Consider the following 24,540-nt stretch of genomic DNA (forward strand, 5'->3'; position numbering starts at 1 on the left):
ATTAAGGTATTTATCAAAAGAGTAACAAAATGTTAATCTTTTAAAAAGACATTCGGTGGCACTGGGCTGCCGCGCGATCGCACCTGAGAGGCAAAGTTGAGAGGCAAAATGATGATGGCACAGTTAGAAACTCCCCTACCGGAAACCGATTCGTCCAAAGAAATTCTTTGCTGCTACGTCAACACGACGAGCAAAATCCAAATCGCCCGGATCTCGAATATCCCCGATCGCTACTTCGAGCGGGTCGTCTTTCCCGGTCAACGGTTGATGTTCGAGGCACTGCCGCAAGCCCAGTTAGAAATTCATACCGGAGGCATGGCGGGGGCAATTTTATCCGATACGATCCATTGCACTCGTCTGGCGTGTAATTGAGAAAATCGTTTCCTGAAAGCCATTGTCGCGGGGAGTTCGACGGGATCGGCACGACGAATTCCCTTCTTGAACCAAAATAGCGACGCATTCCCCCACCTAGGAACAGGTGGGGGTTAAGGAGCGGCGGTTTCTATGTTAGGATGCTATACATCTTGAGCGGTACGGTAAAGGGCGGAACTGAGATTTCCGAACACCCCGGAGACACGACCTCTCAACTGAGGGAGAAGCACCCTGTAAATCCTGTGGAGTCGGTTGATACACGTCGGACTCCGGGTCAAAGTTTCACTCCAAGCCCCATAGCGGAAACGACTTGGGGGTGTCTCTGGGCAAAAGTTCCCAGAACACGGCGAGAATACCGCCTGTCGGGAGGGATAAACCCTTCTAATCAAGACACCGCCACCTCGCGTAGCAGGTGGAGGAGTATTCATGCTCATCTTTGTGGGGTTGCGATCGCGCGATCGCGGGCCACAGAACTCTAAAATCTGATAAAAGGAGTTAGGGAGCATTCCCCGCTCTACATTGAAAAACCGACGGTCAACGAGCTTTCCATGACCGTCGGTTCGATCCGATCGCGCAAGGGAGACCAGCAAAAGATGAGCGAACTCAAGGCGTTAATTTTTGACGTGGACGGGACGATCGCCGAAACCGAACGGGACGGTCATCGAGTTGCCTTCAATCGCGCCTTTGCCGATGCCGGATTGGAGTGGCATTGGACCGTCGAATTATACGGCCAACTGCTAGAAGTTGCCGGGGGGAAAGAGCGAATTGCATTTTACCTGCAAGAATATCAGCCACCGTTTAGAGAACCCGAGGATCGCGATCGCTGGATTGCCGAACTGCACGCGATCAAAACCGAACATTTTCGCGCCCTGAGTGCGAGCGGCCAAATTCCCTTACGTCCGGGAGTGCGGCGCCTGCTCGAAGAAGCCAAACAGCAAGGGATCCGACTGGCGATCGCCACCACGTCGGCCCCGGAAAACGCGATCGCCTTGATCGAACACGCGATCGCCCCGGACAGTCCCCAATGGTTTGAAGCGATCGCCGCCGGAGATATTGTCGAGCGCAAAAAACCCGCCCCGGATATCTACGATTACGTTTTGGAACAGATGGACTTAGCGCCGGAAAGCTGTTTGGTCATCGAAGATTCGCCCCAAGGCTTGACCGCCGCCACCGGGGCGGGATTGAATACTGTAATTACGGTGAATAACTATACCGCCCGTTACCCGTTCCCCAAGGCAGCACTGACGATCGACCACCTCGGCGAACCGGACAACCCATTTACCGTGCTGGCGGGAGAAGTCGGAAACTCCACCTATTTCGATATGGCTTTGGCGCGCGAGGTTCACCGACAGGCGAGCGAGGCGCAGACGTGAGGCTCACTCGTCGAGCAGGTCCATAATTTTAACCGTCATCCGACCGCGATCGAATTCGACGACGACTTCTTCGCCGGGACATAAATCGGCGGGCGATCGCACGATCGCCCCCCCCGGGGTGCGAACCAGTGCGTAACCGCGCTGTAAAACCCGATGGGGGTCGAGACTGGCGAGGCGATCGCGCAGACTCGCACAGTGTTGCTCGCGGCGATCGAGCTGACGGCGGGTAGCGGCGAGCAGCCGTTGTTGCTGGCGGGCGAGATCCCGTTGTTGCAAGCGAAGCTGACGGTCGAGGGGCAGGCGTTGCAGGCGCGATCGCGCGCGATCGAGGCGATCGCCCTCCCGATCCAACTGGCGGCGCGCGGCCTCGGACAAGCGCCCCAGGCGATCGCGGTGTTCCTTGTATAATTGGCTCCACTCCGGAACCGCTAACTCGGCGATCGCCGTCGGCGTATGGGCGCAGGCGTCCGCCACCTCGTCGGATAGAGTTTCGTCCCGTTGGTGTCCGATTCCCGAAATCGTCGGGATCGAACAACTGGCGATCGCGCGCACCACCCGTTCGTCATTGAAACAGGCCAAATCTTCCGACGCCCCGCCACCGCGCGTCACGATCAGCACTTCAGCCCGTCCGTCCGCTTCCACCCGGGCGATCGCGCGGGCGATCTCCTCCGGCGCCCGCGCCCCTTGTACCGTCGCCGGAGACAGCAGCACCTGTAAACCCGGATAGCGATCGCTCAAACTCGCCTGCAAATCCCCCCACGCCGCCGCTTGGGGCGACGTCACCACCGCCAGGGTCTGCGGGTGCGCGGGTAGGGGACGCTTGCGAAGGGCATCGAACAAGCCCTCGGCTTCCAGGCGCGATCGTAACTGGCGATAGCGCAACGCCTGCAAGCCTTCCCCACCGGGAAACGCCTGCCACACCGTCAGTTGGTACTCGCCGCGCTTCGGGTACAGACCCACCGAACCCAACACCATCACCTGCTCCCCCTTGAGGGGAACTTGCACCAACCTGCTGCGATGGGAATTCCAGACCACGCACCGGATCGATGCGGTTCCTTCCGGGTCTTGCAACGTAAAAAATAAACCACTGCGGTGGTCGTTGGCGCTAGAGACCTCGCCGACCACCCAAATTTGTCGCAATTGCGGGTCGAGTTCCAAGAGAGATTGGATGTATTGGTTCAGTCCCGCCACCGAGACCGCTTGTTCTGAAACCGGGCGATCGCTCATCAATTCTGTCGTTTGTCTTGTGATTTAGCCTGTACGTGCATTGTAAAACCTGTTTCCGACTGCCGAGATCGCGCATCCTCCCAACCGGGGCGATCGCTCAAAAAAAATTTATACGGACTTTAGGATTGCCCGTCCCATCCCCGCTCAAACTCCCCTATGATGTCCTTAACTTCCCCCGGTTCCGCGCTACAATGCCCGCTCAACTTCAAAATCTAAAATCCAAAATCCACAATGACCGGGCTCTAAACTAGAATAGAAATTCAACACACCTACGATTCCCAATTTACACGAATGGCTATAGAAACTACCCTTAACCCCGAAAAAGAGAAAGCCCTCAAAATGGTGCTGACCCAGATCGAGCGCAGCTTTGGCAAAGGCTCGATCATGCGCCTCGGGGACGCCACCCGGATGAAAGTCGAAACGATCGCCAGTGGCGCCCTGACCTTAGATTTAGCCTTGGGAGGCGGCTTACCCAAAGGACGAGTGATCGAAGTCTACGGACCGGAGAGTGCGGGTAAAACCACCGTCGCCCTCCACGCGATCGCCGAAGTCCAGAAAATGGGAGGCGTCGCCGCCTTCGTAGACGCAGAACACGCCCTCGACCCCACCTATGCGTCCCAAGTCGGCGTCGATATCGCCAACCTGCTCGTTTCCCAACCCGACACCGGGGAAATGGCCCTCGAAATTGCCGACCAACTGGTGCGGTCCGCCGCCGTCGATATCGTCGTGATCGACTCCGTAGCCGCCTTAGTCCCTCGCGCCGAAATCGAAGGACAGATGGGAGATGCCTCCATCGGCTTGCAAGCGCGCTTGATGAGCCACGCCTTGCGTAAAATCACCGGAAATATCGGTAAATCCGGCTGTACCGTCATTTTCCTCAACCAATTGCGCCAAAAAATCGGCGGTTATGGCAACCCGGAAACCACCACCGGGGGGAACGCCCTCAAATTCTACGCTTCCGTCCGTCTCGACATCCGCCGCATCCAAACTCTGAAGAAAGGATCGGAAGAATACGGGATTCGCGCCAAAGTTAAAGTCGCTAAAAATAAAGTTGCCCCGCCGTTCCGGATTGCCGAATTCGACATTCTTTTCGGTAAAGGCATTTCCCGCCTCGGTTGCTTGCTCGACCTCGCCGAAGAAACCAAAGTCATCAATCGTAAAGGTGCTTGGTATAACTACAACGGCGACAATATTGGTCAAGGACGGGATAATGCGACCACTTATTTAGAAGAAAATCCCGAAATGGCCCTCGAAGTCGAACAGAAAGTGCGAGAACAGCTCGAACTCGGCGTGGTCGTGTCCGCGAATTCCGTCGGTAAATCGAGCAACGACGGGGAAGATGGGGAGTATGAGGAATACGAAGAATACGAAGATAACGAATAATTAGCGTCGCCGAAATGCAGTTAGGGTGGGCGATCTTTCGCCCACCCTAATGTTTCGCTCGATAGTCGCTCCATTTAGTCGGTGGAGTAGATTTCATCGACGATTAACACGGGTTTGTTGGTAAATTCGGCTTCGATTTGCTCTTGGACGCCTAAATCCCAATCGAGATTGTAATCGCGTTCGAGTTCGTAGAGATCGAAGGAACGCAGTTGCCCCGTGACGACGAGATCTTCACCATTTCTGACGAAATCTCCCACGGTCGGGTTGATGACGAGCAAATCGCTGCCCCCGAGATCGAGGAAATTGTGTTCTTCGAGTTTGAAGACGCCGGGAGCGAGAATTTCTTCGACTTCCCCTTCGACGGCTAAATTCATATTGTAGAAGCGATTGGGATAGTCTTCGATGTCGCCCGGGTCGGGAGCTAAGGCGATGGATTCCGCGACGATCGCGGGTTGTTGCTGATATTCTAAGTATAAATCCGATTCCCAAAACTCGATATCGAAATCTCTTTCGAGTTGGGCGACTTCTAATTCGCGGACTTCTCCGGTCACCTGAACGGCGACGCCATCGTCGAAGGGGAGGACGAAGGGTTCCCCCGAGTTGTTGATGACGAGGATTTCTTCGCCTTCTAAAAAGTTATCTGAAGTTAGTTTAAATGTATTCGGTTCGACGAGGTTAGCCGCTTCGCCGCGCACGGTGACTTCTTGACCGAGGTAGCGATCGCTGCGTTCTTCGATGTTCTCGATGGTACTGCGATCGGAGCGCTTGAGTTCGCCCGCCTGCAGAGGGGCGGCGAAGGGCAGCAGCAATCCCGTCAGGACGAGGGAAATTGCCCCACCGCGCCAGATCGAGCGGGTTAAGCTTGTGTTCTGAGCTGTTGTAAAAGTCATGCAGTCTTCTCCCAATTATTGTGTATTAATTGTGTGTTATTGGCTAGATTCTATTGATATTCGTTACCTTTTGCGCTATTTTTAGTATAACGATCGCGGCGGAGCGATCGCCTCCCCCTTTAGAACCGTTTGCGCCTCTTTCTAATTGAGTATTTTGGGGAGTATTGTCGAAGCTATTTCAAACAATGTGGCGTGACGAACATTATTGCGCGATCGCGCGGGGGGCGATACGCCGGAGGCGTCGCTTTGCGAACGCGCGATCGCCCCTCCAAGATTCAGTTAAAATCCAAGCGAGATTTATTGGACTGCGGGCATCACTTCCGTGGCGATAAACACGGGTTTATTAGAATATTCCGCTTCTAACTGCTCTTTGACCTGTAAATCCCAAGTTAAATCGTATTCTTGCTCTAATTCCCTGACGATGAAATTACGCAATTCCCCTTTAACCATCACTTGCTGGTCTTCCGTATAGGGTTGTTCGGGAAGGATGCTCACCACGAGTAGATCGCTGGCTCCAGCTAACTCTTCCTCGTCTAAAGTAAAGGTATTGGGACTCAAAATCTGTTCGACTTCCCCTTCGATATTGAGGGGTTGATTGTAGAAGCTTGCCGGATTTTCGGCAACGTCCCCCGGTTGCGCAATTAACTCGATCGAATTAGCGAGAATGGTGGGTTTCGCTTCGTAAGTATCGTAGGTTCCGGGAAGCAGATCCAAGCCGAATTCATTTTCAAAATCCATGCGCTTGAAATTGCGAATTTCACCCGTTACGCGAACGTCGAGATCCTCTGCCTCGGGGGGTAGTGAGAACGGTTGACCGGAAATATTCATCACCAGAATCGGCTCGCCTCCGGCGGTCATTCCTTCATCGATTAAGAAAGAAATGCGATCGATTTGCTGCTCGAATGCACCGCGAACGGTGACCGTTTCGCCGACTAACTGTTCGGTATTTTGGGCAACCTGTTCGGACGTTGTCGGTTCCCTACCTTGAGCGGAAACGTCCGTCGGTTCGCTGCGATTGCAAGCGCCGAGAAATAGGGTGGTGGTGGCGAGGGCGATCGCCCCGAAGCGCAGACGAACGGGGGTGTTGAGTTGCTTTTGGAGATCGAGCATAAAAGAGCGCATAAAATTGAGTTCCTCCACAGAATAAGATTTTACAAATTCGCTTAAATGAACGATTAAAAAGCATTTAAAAGACTGTTCGGATTTCAAACAGCCTGAGTTTAGTCTAAGAGAGTTTTCTGGCGATCGCCTCTACCGATGGAAGGGATCGACCCTCTATCGAAATGCATATTGTTGGCAGCAACGAAGGTGAGATAATGAGCAAATGCCCGTTAACCTCTGCCCAATCCGTCATGTTAGAAAACTTCCGACAATTACCCTGCAACGATCGCCCGGTTTCCGTCCTCAGTGGGGTGCGATCGCTCCATACCCACGGGCGTCACGTCGATTTTGACTGCGGGGAGGCCAAAATCCGGGTCGGCGTCCTGGCCCCGAACTTAGTTCGGGTACGCCTCAGTCCGGACGGACAGTGGAAACCGCGACGGTCGTGGGCGATCGCCGCAGAAGATGAAAGCTGGACGCCGACGGGGTTCGAGCTGAGCGAAACCTCCGAAGAGATCGCGATCGCCACCGACTGCATGGAGGTGCGGGTACGGCGTGAGAGTAGTTTGCTCGCCTGTGTCGATGGTCGAGGGCGCGAATTCGCCCGAGATCTCGCCCCGGGGATGCATTGGCGCGATCGCCGGGTGACGGCGGTCAAGGCGATCGAAGCGCAAGAGTGCTTTTACGGATTGGGACAACGGACTGGACTGTTAGAAAAACGCGGTACGGTGGCGACGAATTGGACCGTCGATTCCCTCGATTACGACTTACTCACGGACGAAATGTATCAGGCGATCCCGTTCCTGATGGTGTTGCGTCCGGGGTTGACTTACGGAATTTTTCTCAATTCCACTTACTGGAGTCGCTTCGACCTCGGCGAGGCAGATCCGAACTGCTGGCGGATGGAAACCGACGGCGGCGAGTTGGACTACTACATTATTTACGGTTCGCAACCGTCGGCGGTGGTGGCGACGTATACCCAGTTGACCGGACGCCCGCCGTTACCGCCAAAATGGGCGATCGGCTATCATCAGTCCCGTTGGAGTTACGAGTCTCAAGACGAAGTGCGCGCGATCGCCCGGGAATTCCGCGATCGCCGGATTCCGTGCGATGTCATCCATCTGGATATCGACTACATGCGCGGTTATCGGGTGTTTACCTGGCATCCCCATCGCTTTAGCGACCCCGGCGCCTTGGTGGCAGATTTAAGGGCCGAGGGCTTGAAAACGGTGACGATCGTCGATCCGGGGATTAAATACGAACCCGACGCCGATTACGAGGTCTTCGATCGCGCGATCGCCTCGGATTACTTGGTGCGCGATCGCTCCGGAAAGCTCTTTCACGGCTACGTTTGGCCCGATAAAGCCGTATTCCCGGACTTCGTGCGTCCGGAGGTCCGCCAGTGGTGGGGCGACTTGCACCAACCGCTAACAGAGATTGGAATTGCGGGAATTTGGAACGACATGAACGAACCCGCGATCGCCGATCGCCCGTTTGGCGACCCGGGGACGAAAATCTGGTTTCCCGAAGATGCGCCCCAAGGTCCGCCGGAAGAAGGGGCGACTCACGCGGAAGTTCACAACCTTTACGGTCACTTGATGGCGCGCAGTTCTTCCGAGGCGATGGAACGCCACCGTCCCGAAGCGCGATCGTTCGTGCTGACGCGATCGGGATATGCGGGAATCGGGCGCTGGTCGGCGGTGTGGATGGGAGACAATCAATCGCGCTGGGAATATTTAGAAATGTCCCTGCCGATGTTGTGCAATATGGGCTTATCCGGGGTGCCGTTTGTCGGCTGCGACATCGGCGGTTTTTTCGGCAACGCCACGCCGGAACTGTTCGCCCGATGGATGCAAGTGGGGATGCTCTATCCGTTGATGCGCGGTCATTCGGCGTTGGGGACGCGATCGCACGAACCCTGGTGTTTCGGCGATCGCGTCGAGCAGATCTGTCGCGAATTTATCGAACTGCGCTATCGGTTGCTGCCTTATTTTTATACGTTGTTTTGGGAAGCGACCACCGCCGGAACGCCGATTTTACGTCCGTTACTGTACGAGTTCCCCGACGACGAGCAAACTTACACGATCGCCGATCGCGTGATGGTCGGTCCGTGGCTGATGGCGGCCCCAGTTTGCCGTCCGGGGGTCTCCACTCAGGCGGTCTATCTCCCGGCGGGAGTCTGGTACGACTGGTGGACCGGACAGCATTATCGCGGCCCGACGCAGATTTTAGCCGAGACGCCGTTGGAACGGATGCCATTATACGTGAGGGCGGGGGCGGTGATTCCCTTAGCGCAGGTCGGGCAGTTTGTCGGCGAGGGGGCGGGCGATCGCCTCACGGTGAACGTTTGGCCCCCGGGAGATAGTGGTTTACCGACGACGTTTATTCATTATGAAGATGACGGCGAGAGTTTTGGGTATCGCGAGGGGGATTGGGCGACGACCGCCTATCGGGTCCGCCAGGGCGATCGCGAGATTGTCGTCGAGATCGGCGAACGTCAGGGCAATTGGACGCCGCCATCGAGGGAAGTGGTCGTCGAGGTCGTCGGAATCGGACGGCAAAGTTTCGAGGATGACGGGCGATCGCGTTCCCTGGTCTTTCGATTGTAATTGGATTGAGAGGGAGAGTTCCCTCAATCCCCCTTGGAAAGGGGGACTTGTTGGGGTTGGGGGGTTTAGGCGGCGATCGCCACCTCGGCGGGAATCGCTTCCGGGAGGCGGCGACCGACGGCGGCGGCGATCGGGCGTAGGCTTTCCGCCAGGGCGACCATTGCTTCTAGGGAAAGGGCTTGTCTCGCGTCGGAGACGGATTTTTCCGGTTCCGGGTGACATTCGACGATCAAACCGTCGGCCCCGGCGGCGATCGCCCCTCGCGCCAAACCCGCCACCAGTTCCCGTTTCCCACTGGCGTGAGACGGATCGACGATCACCGGGAGATGGGTGATTTGTTTGAGGGCGACCACGGCGCCGAGGTCGAGGACGTTGCGGGTGTAGGGGTCGAAACTGCGGATCCCCCGTTCGCACAGGACCACGTTCGGATTCCCGGAACTGAGGATATATTCGGCGGCGAAGACGAATTCTTCCAGGGTGGCGGCGAGTCCGCGTTTGAGTAAAACGGGTTTGTTGACTTCGCCGAGGGCCTTGAGGAGGTCGAAGTTTTGCATGTTGCGGCTACCGACTTGCAGCATGTCGGCGCGATCGGCGATCGCCTCAATTTGGCTCACCGCCATCACTTCGGTCACTACGGGCAGGTTGTAGCGTTGGCTGACCTCGGACAAAATCGTTAACCCCGCATCTCCCAATCCTTGGAAGGAGTACGGAGAGGTGCGGGGTTTGAAAGCGCCGCCGCGCAACATTTGTACCGGACTCGGGGCCAGATGGCGGGCGACCTGCTCCATTTGCGCCAGACTTTCGACGGTACACGGCCCGCCGATAACGAGCAGGTCTTCACCGCCGACGGTGACGCTTTCACCGATGCGGATGACCGAGGGATTGTGGGTTTGAGTGGCGAGTTTGGCGTTTAACATGGAGTTTTCCTCAAGATCTGGAGTGAACGTAGACGACAAAAAACCCGGAACCGTTGAAGCAGTTCCGGGTGGAGGCGATCGATTGACGCAGCAATTACCTACCCAGAACCGCTTCTGAGCCAAAAAAAGTAAAAGCTAAAAAAGGAGTTGCCAATCCGTGTCATGTCGATCGCCGAAACCGTGAATAGAACCTTACAAGAAACCGAAGCGAACCTTAAAAACAAAAGAACCGCAGCCTTTGGTCTGCGGTTCACCGGGTAACGAGCAAGCGAAACTCGATTCACTCCCGGTGAACCTGGCTAAACCAAAAATAAAAATAGGCGGCGCGTTCGTGCATCGAATTAAGGTTAAATTTCGAGAATTAATGATGGCTATGATTGTCGAACCTAGCAAAAACTTTCCGACTTGTCAAGGGTTAATTTCCGGACTGGGGTTTCCAAGGGGGTCGCGGCGATCGCGAAGCTTCTCCCCAGGAGAATCGCCCCCCGTTGTCATCCATCGCACAAACCCCGGTCGCCTTCCTCGATGTCCCGGTTGGTTTTTAAATAATCGCCGATCCAATCGCATCCCGCAGATCGGACGCGATCGATCGCGATCGCCTCGTCCAAATTCCAAACAATCGCCTGACGATCGCGACTTGCGGAAATCAAAAATTTCCCGTCGGGACTGAAGTTAATACACCAGACCAATTTCTGATGACGACTGAAACTAACCAGTAATTCTCCCGATCGATTCCACACTTTGACCGTGCGATCGCGTCCCGCCGTAGCGATCCTCTGACCGTCCGGACTGAACTGAACGTCGTACACCCAAGACACGTGACCTTTTAAAGTCGTCAATACATGTCGGGACGGTTCGACTTTCCCCCTAACGTCCCATAATTTAACCGTTCCATCGGCGGACGCCGTGGCTAGACTTTCCCCATTCGGACTAAACGTCACTCGGATAATCCGATCGGAATGGGCCTGGAAACTTTGCAAGAACTCCCCATCCCGATTCCAAATTTTGACCACCCCTCCCCAATCGCCAGAGGCGAGACGACGGTCGGAACTCAAATCGATCCCGCCAATCACGTCGTCATGGGCGATCCAGTTTTTAACCATACTACCGTTACGCTTCCACAAAATAATGCGACGGTTGATATTTTCAAAAGAACCGAGGCGATCGTCATTGGGAGAGAAAGCAATCGCCCAAATATAATCTTGGTGTCCGACCAAGGTAGAGATCGGGGTACCGTCCGCTTTTGTCAAGTTAATCTTGCTTTCGATAACATTGACATTCATAATATCCCCCGTTTTAGGATGGAGTCTCATCCATCCCCCAGGCGGATCGTTGCTTTTTCGTAATAACTTTCCTTCCCGATTCCAAAAGTACAGATAGTCATCGCCACTCCCTGTCACGATCTCTCCCGTCGCCACATTAAAACCGGCCCCGAGGACGAAGTTAGAGTGCTTATTCAAAACTGTAAGTAACGGGTGAGTGAAGCGCCAAAATCGGATTGTTCCATCTAAACTGGCGGAGAGTAATTGTTGGCCGTCCGGGGTAAACTCGACTTTAACCACGGGGTCAGTATGTCCTTCAAAGGTATCGATTAACGCCCCTTCACGACTCCACAACCGCACGGTGTTGTCATCTCCACCGGAGGCGATCGTTTCGCCGTCGGGACTGAAGGTGACCGTCAGAATTGAGTTAGTATGTCCGAGTAATTCTGTCGCTTCGGTGGCGTTTTCTTCATAGACGAATATTTTATCGTTCCAGGTACCGATCGCGATCGCTTTCTCGTCGGGACTGAAGGCAATTCCACTTACCGGACCGTTGATTTGTGCAAATGTTTTGATTAGCGTTCCATCTCGTTTCCACAGTTTCACCGTACTGTCGAGACTTCCGGTGGCGATCGATTGCCCGTCGGGATGAAAAACGGCGATTAATACTTCATTGTCATGTCCGTTAAAGGTTTGAACTAATTCCCCTCGTATCGTCCACAGTTTCGCCGTGCGATCGCGACTTGCAGATAGTAAATATTGGCTATCCGGGCTAAAACGCAGGGATGCGATCGTCGCTTCATGTCCGGTAAACTCTCGTAATTTTACTCCGTTAGCACTCCAGAGTTGGATCGCTCCTTGGCTGTCTCCGACGGCGATTTTTTTACGGTCGGGACTAAAAACAACCGCCGTTTTGGTCGTCAAACTTTCATCGATAATTTTCGACAAAACTCCGTCAATTGTCCACAGTTTGAGGCGACCTTCCCGATTGACCGAAGTAATGAATTGACCGTCGGGAGAAATGCTCGAATCCATCACCGGACTGGTATGATTCAAGCGATTGTATTCGATCGCGCCATATACGGCCTGTCGTAAAACGGAATCGATTTGACGCTGGACTTGACGATCTTTCCAGTGGAGTTGTTTTTTCCTGAAATCGGCTTTAAGTGCTTGAACTAAGGCGTCTAATTTTTGCTCGGAAGCAAATAAACCTTGAGACGAAGAAACTAATGCTTTAATTTCACTAATACTGGCTTGTTTTTGACGGGCGATCGCCGTTTGATATTGCCAGAATGTAGAGAGTCCCAACCCCATAGAAATGACGAGCGCCGCAGTGACCACCCGGAGAAATCGCCGTTGTAATTTGGCTTCTTTGGCGATCGCCTTACCCCGTTCCAACTCGAAAACTTGATGCATTTCGCGGCGATCGAGGTTTTGACTTTTGGCTAAAAACTGATAGTCGATATCGCTCAAACTTTTGCCTTGAGACCAAGTTTGGGCGTCGAATAATGCTTGTCCGCGCAACAGTCGCGATTCGTCGGTTTGACCGGACTCGATCCACGCATCGAGCGCTTGAGAATAGGGGCGCAGATCTTGCAATTTGCGCGCGACCCATTCGAGACAAAAAACTCCTCGATAAATACGATTTCTGATAACGAGTAAGTTCTCTTTTTTTTCAATTAATCCACTCAGAAAGAGTTCGATCTGTTCCGAACTGTCATCGCTGACGATCTCGACACCTCGTAAGATTTGCTGATAAATTCCGAGCAAGCGTCCGGCGCGTTTGGGATTTCGCAAGAGGCGATCGCGAATGGTACGTAAATGTTCGGGTTCGTCTTGACTTTGCCAGTTGTCAACGATGTGCGATCGCACGACATCTTCGACCCAAAATGATTCGGTTCCCGGAAACATTTTCATCTGTCCGTTTTCCGAGTCCGAATTCCGGGGGCGATCGGCGAGGAGTTGCAGTAATAATTTACACAGTTTTTGGGTTAAAAAGGGTTGTCCCCCGGTCCATTTTAAAATTTGTTCAATTAGTCTTCTTGGATGTTTAACCCGACCTTCAAAACCTCGGATGAGGGGATCGACTTCCGATAAGTCGAAGCCGCGCAATTCGATCGCCCGTCCGATATTAAAGGGCGTCCGGTGGCGATCGCGAATTAAGTCCGACGGGGTGGCGACGCCAAAAATAGCAAAGGTAATTCGCTGATATTCCGGGTGAATTGCTCGTTGATTATAGCAAAAGCGAATTAATGCAAAAAAGTCATCGATGGAAAAGGGGAGGGTCAGAATACTATCGATTTCGTCGATAAAAATAACTAAATGGCGATCGGGTAATTTTTCGAGTAAAATTTCTTCGATAAACTTACTCAACCGTTGTAATAAGGAAATTTCATTTTCATCGCGCCACCAATGTTTTAAGTTAAATTTACCGAACAGTCCGAATCCCTGCCACAGTTCGGTGACAATGCCTTTGTACCATTGCAACGGTTCGATATTCTCGCTACCGATGCGGGTCATGTCCAAGGTCGTGCATTGAAATCCTTCCGCTTGTAGGCGGTGGCGCGTCCGCACTAACAGAGAAGATTTCCCCATCTGGCGGCTATTGAGGACATAACAAAATTCTCCGTTTTTTAAGGCTTCGTAGAGTTGGCGGTCGGCTTTTCGTTCGATGTACGTCGGATTGTTGAGGCTGAGGCTGCCGCCAACTTGATAGGAAGATAAGCTCATGAGTAATAGAGAGGAAAAAAGCAGGGGTCGAGACCCGAGCGAGGGCTTTTCTGGCGGTTGGCAGTCTGTTATTAATTTAAGCCTTTTGCCCTTCAATTACTCATTTTTTTAAAAATTCACGTTAATCTTAACAAGAAGCTATAGGGCAACTGCAATGCAATGTCACGAAAGGTGTAGCGCGATCGCCTAACTGTCTTGTTTTTCGCTCTTTTTGTCCAATTTTTGTTGATTTATTCATTTTTTATCTGTCAAGCGATACCAATTTTGGTGATTTTAGACACAAAGCCGTTGCCGTAGTTTCCCAAGGCTCTATTCTGTGACTCTTAGATCTAAGAATCTAAAATCTAAGAATCTAAAATCTAAGAATCTAAAATCTACAATCTAAAATCTAAAATCTACAATCCCTCACACAAGGCGCGATCGCCCGGGTCTAGTCCGTCATGACTGTGCAAGTAATCGCGCACCCAATGGCAGGCATAAGTCAATTCATCTAACTTGAGAATTTCAACTAAATTCCAGAAAATCACGGTTTGGTCGTCGCTACCGGAGGCGATCCAGGTGCCATCGGGACTGATGGCGATGTTGCGGACGGCTCCACTGTGCGCCTCCAGGGTTTTGATTAAAGTTCCCCCCACGGTCCAAATGGAGATCGTATTGCGGACACTACCCGCAATCAAGCGGCGATCGTCGGGAGTGAACGTTATCCCCCAAATGCCGCCGCCTTCGCCGGGTAACGTTTGCAGCCACTCCCCGTCACGAGTCCACAGGTCGATCGCGTCGTCGGCAGCGCCGGAGGCGAGCTGTTGGCTGTCGTGACTGAAGGCAACTTGATATACTCCCACCTCTCGCACTTGAAGGGTTTTGAGCAAGCGACCCTCGCCGTCCCAAAGTTTGACGGTGTTATCTTCACTGGCGGAGGCGATCCGTTGTCTGTCCGGGGAAAAAACAACATCCCAAATGGGGGCCGCATGTCCTTGGAGGATTTTTAACAGGGTTCCGTCGCGCTTCCAAATTTTGATCGTATTATCTCCCCCTGCGGATAAAATCCGTTGACCGTCGCGACTGATATCCACCGTGCGAATGGCGACGGAGGGATCGGCGATCGTGCGTTCTAAGGTTCCGTCGAACTTCCAAATTTTCACGGTTCCGTCTACCGAAGCGGAGACGATCGTTTGACTGTCGCCACTGACGGCGACATCTAAAACCATCGAGGTGTGACCCGTGAGGGTTCGCTCTAATCGAGCGTCTTTGGTCCAAATTTTAATGGTATTATCGCCGGAACCGGAAATGACGTGACGACCGTCGGGGGAAATGGCGACGGCGCGAACGGCGCCTTGGTGGCCGATCGCCCGTTTGAGTAAGGGATTGTCCAGATGCCAGAGTTTGGCGGTTTGGTCGTTACTGACCGAGACGAGATCGCGACCGTCGGGACTGAAGTCGGCGAACCAGACTCCGGCGTCATGTCCGGCGAGGGTTTTAAATGGGGTGCCGTCGAGGTGCCACAGTTTAATCGTGTTGTCGCTGGAGGTGGAGGCGATCGCCCGTCCGTCGGGACTGAAACGGACGCCCCAGATGGGACCGCGATGTCCGGTAAAGGTCTGTTGCAAGCGTCCGTCCCGGGTCCAGAGTTTGAGGGTGCGATCGTCGGAAACCGAGGCGAGCCAACGATTATCGGGACTGAAGGCCACATCCCAGACGAAAGATTGATGTCCGGTGAGGGTTTGCTCTAAGCGTCCGTCGGCGCTCCACAGTTTGACGGTTTTGTCTGCCGAACCGGAGGCGATCGCTTTCCCGTCGGGGCTCCAATCGACTCCGACAATCCCCGCTTGGTGGCCTTTCAAGGTTTTCACTGCCGATCCGCGCCAGTCCCAAATCCGAATCGTATTGTCTTCCCCTGCAGAGGCCAATTGTTGACCGTCGGGACTGAAACTCAACGTCCACACGCTGGCGGTATGACCCGTTAGAGTCCGTTTTAATGTCCCGTCGAGGCTCCACAGTTTGACCGTGGTATCGGCGGAACCGGAGGCGATCGTCTGGCCGTCGGGACTGAACTGCACGTCACGGACGGCAGCACGATGTCCGGTGAAGGTATGCTCTAGGGTGCCGTCGGCCTGCCAAAGTTTGACGGTGCCGTCACTGCTGGCGGTGACAATATGGGACCCGTCCGGGCTGAAATCGGCGCTGACGACGCTGGTCTGATGGCCTAAAAGACGATTGTATTCTTCGATGCCGTAGATGGTGCGTCCGAGGGCCAATTGGGTTTGACGGTCGAGTTGGGGATCGAGGCTGCTGAGGGCTTTGAGTTTTTGACGGGCGGCGATCGCCTGGAGTAAGGCGTCTAATTTGCGATTCGAGTCAAAATTGCCGTAAGCGGCGGAAAGGAGGGCTTTAATCTCGCTGTAGCGGGCTTCTCGTTCGCGATCGCTGGCCCGTCGGTATTGCCAGAAGGTGGTTCCTCCCAAGATCAGGGCGATCGCGAAGGCGACGCTGACGACTTTTAAGAGTAAATGCTGGAGTTTGGTGTTTTTTTGTTCTTGAATCAAGCGCGCTTCAATTTCGCGGGTCCGTTCCAGTTCTAGTTTCTGTTGGGTTTCTTGGCGATCGTAGGCTTCGCTGGCCGCTAAAAATTGATAGTCGGAATCGCTCAAACTTTTGCCCCGCGCCCACTGTTGGGCATCTTTTAAAGCTCGTCCGCGTAACAGTCGGGACGGGTCGGCGCGATCGCACGCTATCCAAGCGTTTATCATTTGCGAATACGGTCGCAGTTCGGCCAAATGTCGATCGACCCAAGTGGAATTAAAAACTTCGCGATAAATCCGATTTTTAATGGTTAAGCGATGATTTCTTCGCGCGACTAAGCCACTGAGAACTAATTCATTGTGTTCTTGGGATCCGTCGGCTGGTACTTCCACTCCTTGTAGGAGTTTTTGGTAAATTCCCAGCAAACGAGCGCATCGATTTTCATCGGCTAATAGGCGATCGCGAATCGTTTTTAAATGTTCCGGTTCGTCTTGCCCTTCCCAATTCTGCACGATACAGGTGCGCACGACCAAGCCGACCCAAAAACTATATTTTCCGGATTGAACCCACGCCCGATCGGTTTTCGCAAACATCGGGATTTTTTGGCCGATCTCTAACAGTAAATTACACAGTTTTTGAGTTAAAAAAGGTTGACCGTCGGTCCAGGATAAAATATTTTCTAACAAGTCGTGACCCTCGCCGAGGACGTCTAAACCCCGCGCGAGGGGTTCGGCTTCCCTCAAAGTAAAGCCGCGCAAGGGAATCGCGGTGCCGATGTTAAAGGGCGTTCGGTGGCGATCGCGAATTAAATCCGACGGGGTGGCGACGCCAAAAATGGCAAAGGTAATCCGGTTATACTGCGGTTGGAGCGATCGTTGGTTGTAGCAAAATCGGATAAAGGCAAAAAAGTCATCGACGGAAAAGGGAAGACTGAGAATGGTATCGATTTCGTCGATGAAAACGATGAGGCGATCGTCGGGGAATTTTTCGAGTAACACGTCTTCGATAAAATTACTCAAACGCTGTACTAAGGAAATGTCTTCTTCCTCTCGCCACCAGGTTTTGAGGTTGAATTTTCCTAACAGGCCGAATTTTTGCCATAATTCGGTCACGATGCCTTTGTACCATTGCAACGGCTGGATATTTTCGCTGCCGATCCGGGTCAGGTCTAAGGTGGTACATTTAAAGCCTTCTGTTTCCAAGCGATGACGGGTTCTGACTAATAAGGAAGATTTTCCCATTTGTCGGCTGTTGAGAACGTAGCAAAACTCGCCACGTTTTAAGGCTTCGTAAAGTTGGGTATCGGCTTGGCGGCTGACGTAAGTTGGATTGTCAATGGAAAGACTGCCACCGACTTGATAATCTGAAGATTTCATGGGTTAAAAAATTAAATTAAAGAAGCTCGCCGGATCGACGATCTCGGAGTGCTGCGATTTTTTCTTCTTCAATTGTACGAATTCAATTTTGGGATCGGCTAATGGCCTGGAACGGGCAAAAAAATAGACGGTCAGAATGACCGCCCGATCGAGTGTTTGGGGTAAATTGAATACGACGCGATCGCCTCGTGTTTTAACCGCGCGTGGCTTCTAACAAACGAGAATAGTAAAAACGGGTACTGGTCATCCCCTGACGTTGGATCGAAAAACCGTTGTCTTGTAAGATCCGAACGACATCGGTTTCGCGATGTTGGTAAGCGCGGGTGGTTTTGCTCGGTCCGGGGAACAGTTCGCCAATTTTTTTGAGAACGCTCAACGCCAGTGTTTTCGGAGCAAAGCTGAGAATTAAGCGGGATTCGGCCATCGAGCATAAGTGAGAAATCATGCGCGCGGCGTCTTCTTGGGGATAGTGAATGAGAACGTCGAGACAAATCACCGTATGATATTTTCCGGCGATCGATTCGAGGTCTTGGGCGCTGAAACTGATATTATTGTTCGGGCCGAAAAAGACTTTGGCGCGATCGTAGGCTTCGGCGACCATTTTTTCGGAAATATCGCTACCGTAGACCATCGCACCCTCTTGCGCGAGGGGAATGCTCAAACTGCCGACCCCACATCCGGCGTCGCAAACGGACAAACCGCGCAAGTTGCCGTCGGCTTTGAGCCAGTCCATGACGGTATCGACGGTTTGCTGATGTCCTTTACGGATGTCGAGTTGGACTTTGTTGACTTGTTCGGTGCCGTAAATCCGCCGCCAGCGATCGAATCCGGTGGCGTTGAAATAGTCTTTGACAACGGTTTTATCGTCTACTGCGTTCATCTAAATCCCGGATACTGAATGATTCCCAGCTTTCAAACTTACCACGTTGGGGGGGGTCGGACGATCGCCGATCGCCCCGGAATCGCTGTTTTTGGCGGGTTTAATCTGCGGCGATCGCCAAACTGGCTAAAATGGCTTCGGCGGTGGCGAGGTTGGTGGCGAGGGGGACTTGGTGGACGTTGCAGATTCTCAACAAGGCTTGTATATCCGGTTCGTGGGGTTGCGCGAACAGGGGATCGATTAGGAAAATAACGGCTTTGACTTGTCCTTCGACGACTTGGGTGGCGATTTGTGCGTCTCCTCCAAGCGGACCGGATTGCATTTGTTCGACGTTCAATCCGGTGGCTTCGTGAATCCGTCCTCCGGTGGTTCCGGTGGCGATTAATCGATAGCGATCGAGGAATTGACGATGTTTGTTCGCGAACCCAACGATATCGTCTTTCTTGCGATCGTGTGCAATCAAAGCGATGGTCGAAGACATGAGGAAAGTTTAGATTTTAGAGTTTAGATTTTAGATTTGAGTTTACATTAAGGGGCTTTGGGGACGATGGCAATGCGATCGCCGCTTGTGGTTTGAGGTGCGTTTTGAGGCGCGTTCGCCAAGGGGGGCGATCGCGCGCCGATAAAAAACCGGAATGCTCCTAACATTCCGGTCTGTCCCGAACCTATGGGTTTTTAGCTGTGAAATTCAGATTTGTTGAGAGGAGACAACGACAAATCAGAACGTAAATGTTGAAACAATTTAAACGCGATTCACTCGATTCTAGATCGAAGGGATGAAGAGCAGATGCATCCTCGACGGCGAGCGATCTTTCAGTTCAATCAAGTAATGGGTGGAGATAGCGACTGATTGACTCGTTTTCTTTTTACTTGTAGTGCGCTTCCTTTGTCTAGTCGATCGCCCGAGATTTGTCAATTCTTCACACGCGATCGCCCCAGGTAAAGTTCTGATAAAGAATGTGGCGATCGCTCCGGTAGCTTCCTCCGGAGACCTTGACGGTTCATTTACGTTTCGTCGCTTTCCGATTCGGGGGCGATCGCGAATTGGCGTTCGAGTTCGCGATAGTGGGGAATGTCGATAAACTGCTCGAATTCCTCGAAATCCACGGCGCGATCGTATCCTACCGTCGTTCGATGTTGTTTTAAATGTCGAAAACATTCGCGAATGGCATAGGTCGCGCAAAACAATCCGGACAGAGGAAAAACGGCAATTTTATATCCCAATGCTTCCAATTCCTCCGCCGAGAGTAACGGCGTTTTTCCCCCTTCGATCGCGTTAGCAAATAACGGAATATCTGACAACTCCCGAGCAATAATTTGTAACTCTTCTGCCGATTGCGGCGCTTCGATAAAAATGATATCCGCCCCCGCTTCAAAATAGGCGCGTCCTCGGGCGATCGCCTCGTCCAAACCCAAAGGCGCCCGCGCGTCCGTGCGTCCGACGATCGCCAAGCCACTGTCTCCTCGCGCTTGCACCGCCGCTTTAATTTTTTCCACCTGTTCCCGGCTCGAAATGACTCGTTTTCCGCTAAAATGCCCGCATTTTTTCGGCCATTGTTGGTCTTCGAGAATAATTCCGGCGACCCCGAGTTTGACCGCTTCTCCCACGGTTCGCATGACATTGAGCGGATTACCGTAACCCGTATCCAAATCTGCCACTAACGGAATATCGATCGCCTCCGCCATGCGTCCGACCGCGTAAAGCATCTCCGTCGCCGTCAGAAAACCGTAGTCCGGGCGCCCGAGGGTGGCCCCGGAAATGCCGAAGCCACTGGTAAAAACAATTTCAAATCCAGCTTGTTCGGCGATCCGGGCGCTAATACAGTCGTAAACCCCCGGGAGAACGAATAAGCCGGGACGTTCGAGAAGTTGTCGCAGTTTTTGACCGGGAAGCATTGTTAGTTGAGATTTTAGAGTTGAGATTTGAGACTTTAGATTTTAGCGAGAAAGAGGGGACGCGAGTCAAAGGGGGGTTCAATTAAAGAAACGATCGCCCGGAAAGCTGCGAGCGAAAAGAGAACGTCTAATGTGAACTTCTAAAATAATAGAAACCGTTATTCCGAGCGCGATTATGGCTCAATCTTCCATCGAACGCTTACTCGAAGATCTGAAAAACCCGGATGAAGCAATTCGTAACCGGGCGACTCAAGAACTCTGGCGCATCTGGTTCTATCAAAAAGGGGTTTCTGGGGTCGAAATCCTCCAACGCTGCGAAGGGCTAATCGATTCGGGAGATCTCAAAGCTGCCGAAATGATGTTGACGGACTTAATTCGCGATCGCCCCGATTTTGCGGAAGCGTGGAACCGTCGGGCGGTGCTGTATTACACCATGGGTCGGTACCGACAGGCGATCGCCGACTGCGAAAAGGCGATCGAACTCAACCCGATTCATTTTGGGGCGTTGCACGGTTTGGGTTTGTGTCATGCGTCTGTCGGCGACTATCGTGCGGCGATTCGCGCTTTCCGTCGGGCCTTGGAAATTCAGCCTTATGCCCTGGTCAACCAACGTTTAATTTTAGAATGTACGGCGCGCCTGAGTTGAGGGAGGGCGATCGCCGATTTCCTCAACTCAACTACACCGAAAAACTGGATAAAAAAACTGCACCCGTTAGAGTGCAGCTTGGTGGTTGATGTCTCACGAAGCACGAAAGTTATCAGTTCCTAGAAGGAAAAGGAGGAAAAAAAATAGAAATATCGGATTCTTAAATATTCGATCGATGATAGAGTCGCTTGACGTTCGCCGATTTCATTCGCGCCAGTCAATCCTCGTCGTGGGGGGAAGGTACTCAGGATTGAGGGGGAAGCACGAATTTACTTATTCGATCGCTTGAATCCAACCGCGCCGGATGGCGTGCAGCAACCGTTCGATCGCGTCTTTTTCTTCCCGATTGAGGGTCGATTTTTTGGCGAGAGCGTCGATTAAATATTCTTTTTCACTAAGGGTCACGATTCCTTCGTTCCACGCTTTACCAAAGACTTCGGCAATCCAGGAATCGGAGAAGACACCACCAGCACGCATCATGAAAATTTGCCCCTAAACGCTTACAATCCTACTATCGGCGATTCGAGCGCTGGATGGTGCGATCGCCACCCCTGAGCGATCGTGAGTCTTATCATCAGCCAGAGTGATTTTCTGTCAAGATCCCATGTGATTCGACCCCCGCTTCCCAGTGATCTCTGTCACAATCGAAAGGGAAGCTCGCCGCAGGAGAACTTTTGATGTTTAACAAAAGGACGCGCCGTAACTTCTTAACCCTCAGCATGATGGTCGCTGGCGGGATTGTCGGTTGCGCTCATTTAAAGACGAGTTCCACCGCGCGATCGGTTCCCCAAACTACCGCGCGATCGCTGCCACCAACCGCGACCCTACCGGAGCGGATTTTAGGGAAAACTGGCGAAAAACTGCCGATTTTCGGCTTGGGGGGCGCGGGAAAAACCCCTTTATCCTGGCACGGACACGAGTCCGAGGCGATCGCCCTGATCGAACGCGCCCTCGAATTGGGGATTCGCTATTTCGACACCGCCGCCAGCTACGGCCCGAGTGAAGACCATCTCGGTAAAGTTTTGCCCTCCTATCGTCAGCAAATCTTTCTCGCCAGTAAAACCGCCGCACGCGATCGCGATGGTGTCTGGCGGGAGTTAGAGCGATCGCTGACCCGCCTCAATACCGATTTTCTCGATTTGTGGCAATTGCATCACGTCTCGTTCGACCGCGAACTCGATACCATTTTTGCTAAAGATGGCGCCATCCAGGCGATCGAAGAAGCCAAAGCCCAAAAGCTGATCCGCTTTGCCGGAATTACCGGACACCACGAACCCGACATCATTATTAAAGGATTGCGCCGCTATCCGTTCGACACCACCTTAATTCCCGTCAATGCTGCCGAAATACACCACCCGCGATCGTTCGTCACCCAAGTGCTACCCGTCGCCCGCGAACTCGATGTCGGCGTCATTGCCATGAAGGTTCCCGCCTACGGACGACTGTTCAAACCCGGCGTGTTAACCGGAATGGAAGAAGCTCTAGGCTATACCATGTCTCAACCCGGCGTCCACTGCTGCATTATCGCGGCGGAAAACGTCGCCCAGTTGAGCGCCAATTTTGAAGTCGCCCGAGCCTTTCAACCCTTAAGTGAGGAGGCGATCGCCGCGATCGAAGCTCGCACTGCGTCCTCCTGGGAAGATAACACCTTCTTTCGCGCCTGGACGTGAGGTAAGGAGTTTAGAGTTTAGATTGACCGAGGTGGGAGACGAGAATCGGAAGAAAGCTTATTGTTCCCCTTTTTGCGCTAAATAATGTTTTCCCCAGGCGTCCATCGCGTCCAGAACGGGTTTGAGACTCTCTCCCAACGGCGTTAGAGAATATTCGACCTTGGGCGGAACTTGTAAATACACTTCTCGATGAATCAAACCGTCACTTTCCATCTCCCGCAATTGCTGAGTCAACATCTTTTGAGTAATTCCCCGTAACGCCCGATGCAACTGCCCGAAGCGTTTCACTCCTTCAAAAAGTTCTCGTAAAATTAATACTTTCCAACGCCCTCCGATCGCCTCGATCGTGCTTTCCACCGCGCAACTGAGGCGGTCTTCCGTTTGCTTTGCTTTTTCCATCGTTACTTTTTAGTAAGTACCTTACTTTAAAGTGCATACTTCCCAGATTAGAGGGAATAGCGCTAAATTGTAAATAACACGAGCAAGGATGAAAACCAAGCTCCATCATTCTGAACTTGACTCTTGTTTTAAACCCGTCGATAGAGAGGAAAATGCGATCGTGAACGCACCGATGATTGCCGACAAAAAACCTGCCGTTTTAGACTTAGAAGCCGGAGACTATTGGTGGTGTACTTGCGGGCGATCGCAAAATCAACCCTTTTGTGATGGCGCCCATCAAGGGACTGGATTGACTCCCGCTAAATTCACCCTAGAAACTTCCCAAAAAGTAGCACTGTGTCAGTGTAAATACAGTCAAAATCCGCCCTTCTGTGATGGCGCTCATGTCAAACTCTAGAGATAATTAAATCTATCTCGCTTCGATTTTCTCTCGTTCAGTCCTTCACTTTCAGTCCTAACAATCATGACTTTTCTCATTCGTAAATCTGAAGAACGCGGCCAAAACCAGATCGATTGGCTCAAATCTTACCATACTTTTTCTTTCGCCAACTATTACGATCCCAATCAAATGGGATTTCATCATTTGCGAGTTATCAATGAAGATTGGATCGCCCCGAGTAAAGGATTTGGAATGCACCCCCATCGAGATATGGAAATTATTACTTATGTCTTAGACGGGGCATTAGAACATAAAGACAGCATGGGCAATCAATCGACGATTAAACCCGGTGAAGTTCAAGTAATGAGCGCCGGAACGGGGGTGCTGCACAGTGAATATAACCCCTCTTCTACCGAAAGCGTTCATTTATTGCAAATCTGGATCCTCGCCGATCGCAACGGCGTCACTCCGAGATACGACCAGAGAGTTTTTTCGGATGAAGAAAAGCACAATCGCTGGCGTTTGATTGTTTCTAAAAATGGAGAACAAGGTTCGCTCTGGATTCATCAAAATGCTAACATTTATGCCACAATTCTCGATCCAGGAGTGAAGTTAACCTATCCCTTTAAGCCGGATCGACGCGCTTGGTTGCACGTTGTCAAAGGTGAAATCATCCTGGATGGACAATCTCTAAAAACGGGAGATGGCGTGGCGATCGCGCGATCGGAAACAATGGAGTTTCAAGCAAACACAGAGGCTGAATTACTCTTGTTTGATTTAATGTAAAAGCGTTCTACAGCGACTCTAACCCCCAAGTAGTTCTTTTCCGATCGAAGAAAAGAACCGCTTGGGGATATTTATTGCCCGTTGGCTATTTTCGATCTCAAACAAGTTAAAATTGAAAATTAAC

General features: G+C 52.3%; 18 protein-coding genes and 1 pseudogene. 8 read left to right on the forward strand and 11 right to left on the reverse strand.

Annotated elements, in window-relative coordinates; all coding sequences use genetic code 11:
• Positions 1 to 114: 114 nt before the first annotated feature.
• Positions 115 to 360 (forward strand): annotated as a pseudogene (locus JJD41_RS18485) (DUF1830 domain-containing protein); the annotation flags it as partial.
• A gap of 605 nt (positions 361 to 965) precedes the next feature.
• On the forward strand, positions 966 to 1,745 hold the full coding sequence (locus JJD41_RS18490) for an HAD family hydrolase (protein WP_200669259.1): 780 nt from the start codon (positions 966 to 968) through the stop codon (positions 1,743 to 1,745).
• Positions 1,746 to 1,748: 3 nt separating this feature from the next.
• Here JJD41_RS18490 and xseA read toward each other — a convergent pair whose 3' ends face one another.
• Complete coding sequence (gene xseA / locus JJD41_RS18495) at positions 1,749 to 2,972, reverse strand: exodeoxyribonuclease VII large subunit (protein WP_200668964.1); 1,224 nt, start codon at positions 2,970 to 2,972, stop codon at positions 1,749 to 1,751.
• Between the two features lie 291 nt (positions 2,973 to 3,263).
• Between xseA and recA the strand changes: the two genes are divergently transcribed.
• Positions 3,264 to 4,355, forward strand: coding sequence for a recombinase RecA (recA, locus tag JJD41_RS18500; RefSeq protein WP_200668965.1), 1,092 nt, complete (start codon positions 3,264 to 3,266; stop codon positions 4,353 to 4,355).
• Between the two features lie 74 nt (positions 4,356 to 4,429).
• On the opposite strand, the gene JJD41_RS18505 is transcribed toward recA, so the two are convergent.
• Together JJD41_RS18505 and JJD41_RS18510 are read right to left on the reverse strand one after the other, a co-directional pair.
• Positions 4,430 to 5,245 carry a hypothetical protein gene (locus tag JJD41_RS18505; protein WP_200668966.1) on the reverse strand — a complete coding sequence of 272 codons (816 nt, stop codon included), beginning with the start codon at positions 5,243 to 5,245 and terminating at the stop codon, positions 4,430 to 4,432.
• 297 nt (positions 5,246 to 5,542) lie between these two features.
• Positions 5,543 to 6,367, reverse strand: a complete 825-nt coding sequence (locus tag JJD41_RS18510; RefSeq protein ID WP_200668967.1) for a hypothetical protein — start codon at positions 6,365 to 6,367, stop codon at positions 5,543 to 5,545.
• A 194-nt stretch (positions 6,368 to 6,561) separates the two neighbouring features.
• Between JJD41_RS18510 and JJD41_RS18515 the strand changes: the two genes are divergently transcribed.
• On the forward strand, positions 6,562 to 8,955 hold the full coding sequence (locus tag JJD41_RS18515; RefSeq protein ID WP_234488909.1) for a glycoside hydrolase family 31 protein: 2,394 nt from the start codon (positions 6,562 to 6,564) through the stop codon (positions 8,953 to 8,955).
• Between the two features lie 65 nt (positions 8,956 to 9,020).
• Here the strand turns inward: JJD41_RS18515 and aroF are convergent, their stop codons facing one another.
• The 6 genes from aroF to JJD41_RS18545 form a co-directional block, all read right to left on the reverse strand.
• Complete coding sequence (gene aroF / locus JJD41_RS18520) at positions 9,021 to 9,872, reverse strand: 3-deoxy-7-phosphoheptulonate synthase (protein WP_200668968.1); 852 nt, start codon at positions 9,870 to 9,872, stop codon at positions 9,021 to 9,023.
• A 491-nt stretch (positions 9,873 to 10,363) separates the two neighbouring features.
• Complete coding sequence (locus JJD41_RS18525) at positions 10,364 to 13,864, reverse strand: AAA-like domain-containing protein (protein WP_200668969.1); 3,501 nt, start codon at positions 13,862 to 13,864, stop codon at positions 10,364 to 10,366.
• Between the two features lie 395 nt (positions 13,865 to 14,259).
• Entirely contained in the window at positions 14,260 to 17,760 is a 3,501-nt protein-coding gene (locus JJD41_RS18530; RefSeq protein ID WP_200668970.1) for an AAA-like domain-containing protein, read from the reverse strand.
• A gap of 193 nt (positions 17,761 to 17,953) precedes the next feature.
• Positions 17,954 to 18,640 (reverse strand): magnesium protoporphyrin IX methyltransferase, encoded by a 687-nt coding sequence (bchM, locus tag JJD41_RS18535; protein ID WP_200668971.1) that lies wholly within the window; start codon positions 18,638 to 18,640, stop codon positions 17,954 to 17,956.
• 100 nt (positions 18,641 to 18,740) lie between these two features.
• Positions 18,741 to 19,121 carry a methylglyoxal synthase gene (gene mgsA / locus JJD41_RS18540; protein ID WP_200668972.1) on the reverse strand — a complete coding sequence of 127 codons (381 nt, stop codon included), beginning with the start codon at positions 19,119 to 19,121 and terminating at the stop codon, positions 18,741 to 18,743.
• Positions 19,122 to 19,645: 524 nt separating this feature from the next.
• Positions 19,646 to 20,536 (reverse strand): isocitrate lyase/PEP mutase family protein, encoded by an 891-nt coding sequence (locus tag JJD41_RS18545; RefSeq protein ID WP_200668973.1) that lies wholly within the window; start codon positions 20,534 to 20,536, stop codon positions 19,646 to 19,648.
• Between the two features lie 175 nt (positions 20,537 to 20,711).
• On the opposite strand from JJD41_RS18545, the gene JJD41_RS18550 reads away from it, so the two are divergent.
• Complete coding sequence (locus tag JJD41_RS18550; RefSeq protein ID WP_200668974.1) at positions 20,712 to 21,182, forward strand: tetratricopeptide repeat protein; 471 nt, start codon at positions 20,712 to 20,714, stop codon at positions 21,180 to 21,182.
• A 273-nt stretch (positions 21,183 to 21,455) separates the two neighbouring features.
• Here JJD41_RS18550 and JJD41_RS18555 read toward each other — a convergent pair whose 3' ends face one another.
• Positions 21,456 to 21,662, reverse strand: coding sequence for a hypothetical protein (locus JJD41_RS18555; protein WP_234488910.1), 207 nt, complete (start codon positions 21,660 to 21,662; stop codon positions 21,456 to 21,458).
• 197 nt (positions 21,663 to 21,859) lie between these two features.
• Here JJD41_RS18555 and JJD41_RS18560 point away from each other — a divergent pair, with 197 nt between their 5' ends.
• On the forward strand, positions 21,860 to 22,852 hold the full coding sequence (locus tag JJD41_RS18560; protein ID WP_200668975.1) for an aldo/keto reductase: 993 nt from the start codon (positions 21,860 to 21,862) through the stop codon (positions 22,850 to 22,852).
• Positions 22,853 to 22,909: 57 nt separating this feature from the next.
• Here JJD41_RS18560 and JJD41_RS18565 read toward each other — a convergent pair whose 3' ends face one another.
• Positions 22,910 to 23,251 (reverse strand): winged helix-turn-helix transcriptional regulator, encoded by a 342-nt coding sequence (locus JJD41_RS18565; RefSeq protein ID WP_200668976.1) that lies wholly within the window; start codon positions 23,249 to 23,251, stop codon positions 22,910 to 22,912.
• Positions 23,252 to 23,411: 160 nt separating this feature from the next.
• Between JJD41_RS18565 and JJD41_RS18570 the strand changes: the two genes are divergently transcribed.
• Together JJD41_RS18570 and JJD41_RS18575 are read left to right on the forward strand one after the other, a co-directional pair.
• Positions 23,412 to 23,648: a CDGSH iron-sulfur domain-containing protein gene (locus JJD41_RS18570; RefSeq protein ID WP_200668977.1), complete on the forward strand. Its 237-nt coding sequence runs from the start codon at positions 23,412 to 23,414 to the stop codon at positions 23,646 to 23,648.
• A 66-nt stretch (positions 23,649 to 23,714) separates the two neighbouring features.
• Positions 23,715 to 24,416, forward strand: a complete 702-nt coding sequence (locus JJD41_RS18575) for a pirin family protein (protein WP_200668978.1) — start codon at positions 23,715 to 23,717, stop codon at positions 24,414 to 24,416.
• Positions 24,417 to 24,540 lie beyond the last annotated feature (124 nt).

The sequence above is a fragment of the Oxynema mangrovii CENA135 genome (assembly GCF_016632315.1).
GTDB lineage: Bacteria > Cyanobacteriota > Cyanobacteriia > Cyanobacteriales > Laspinemataceae > Oxynema > Oxynema aestuarii.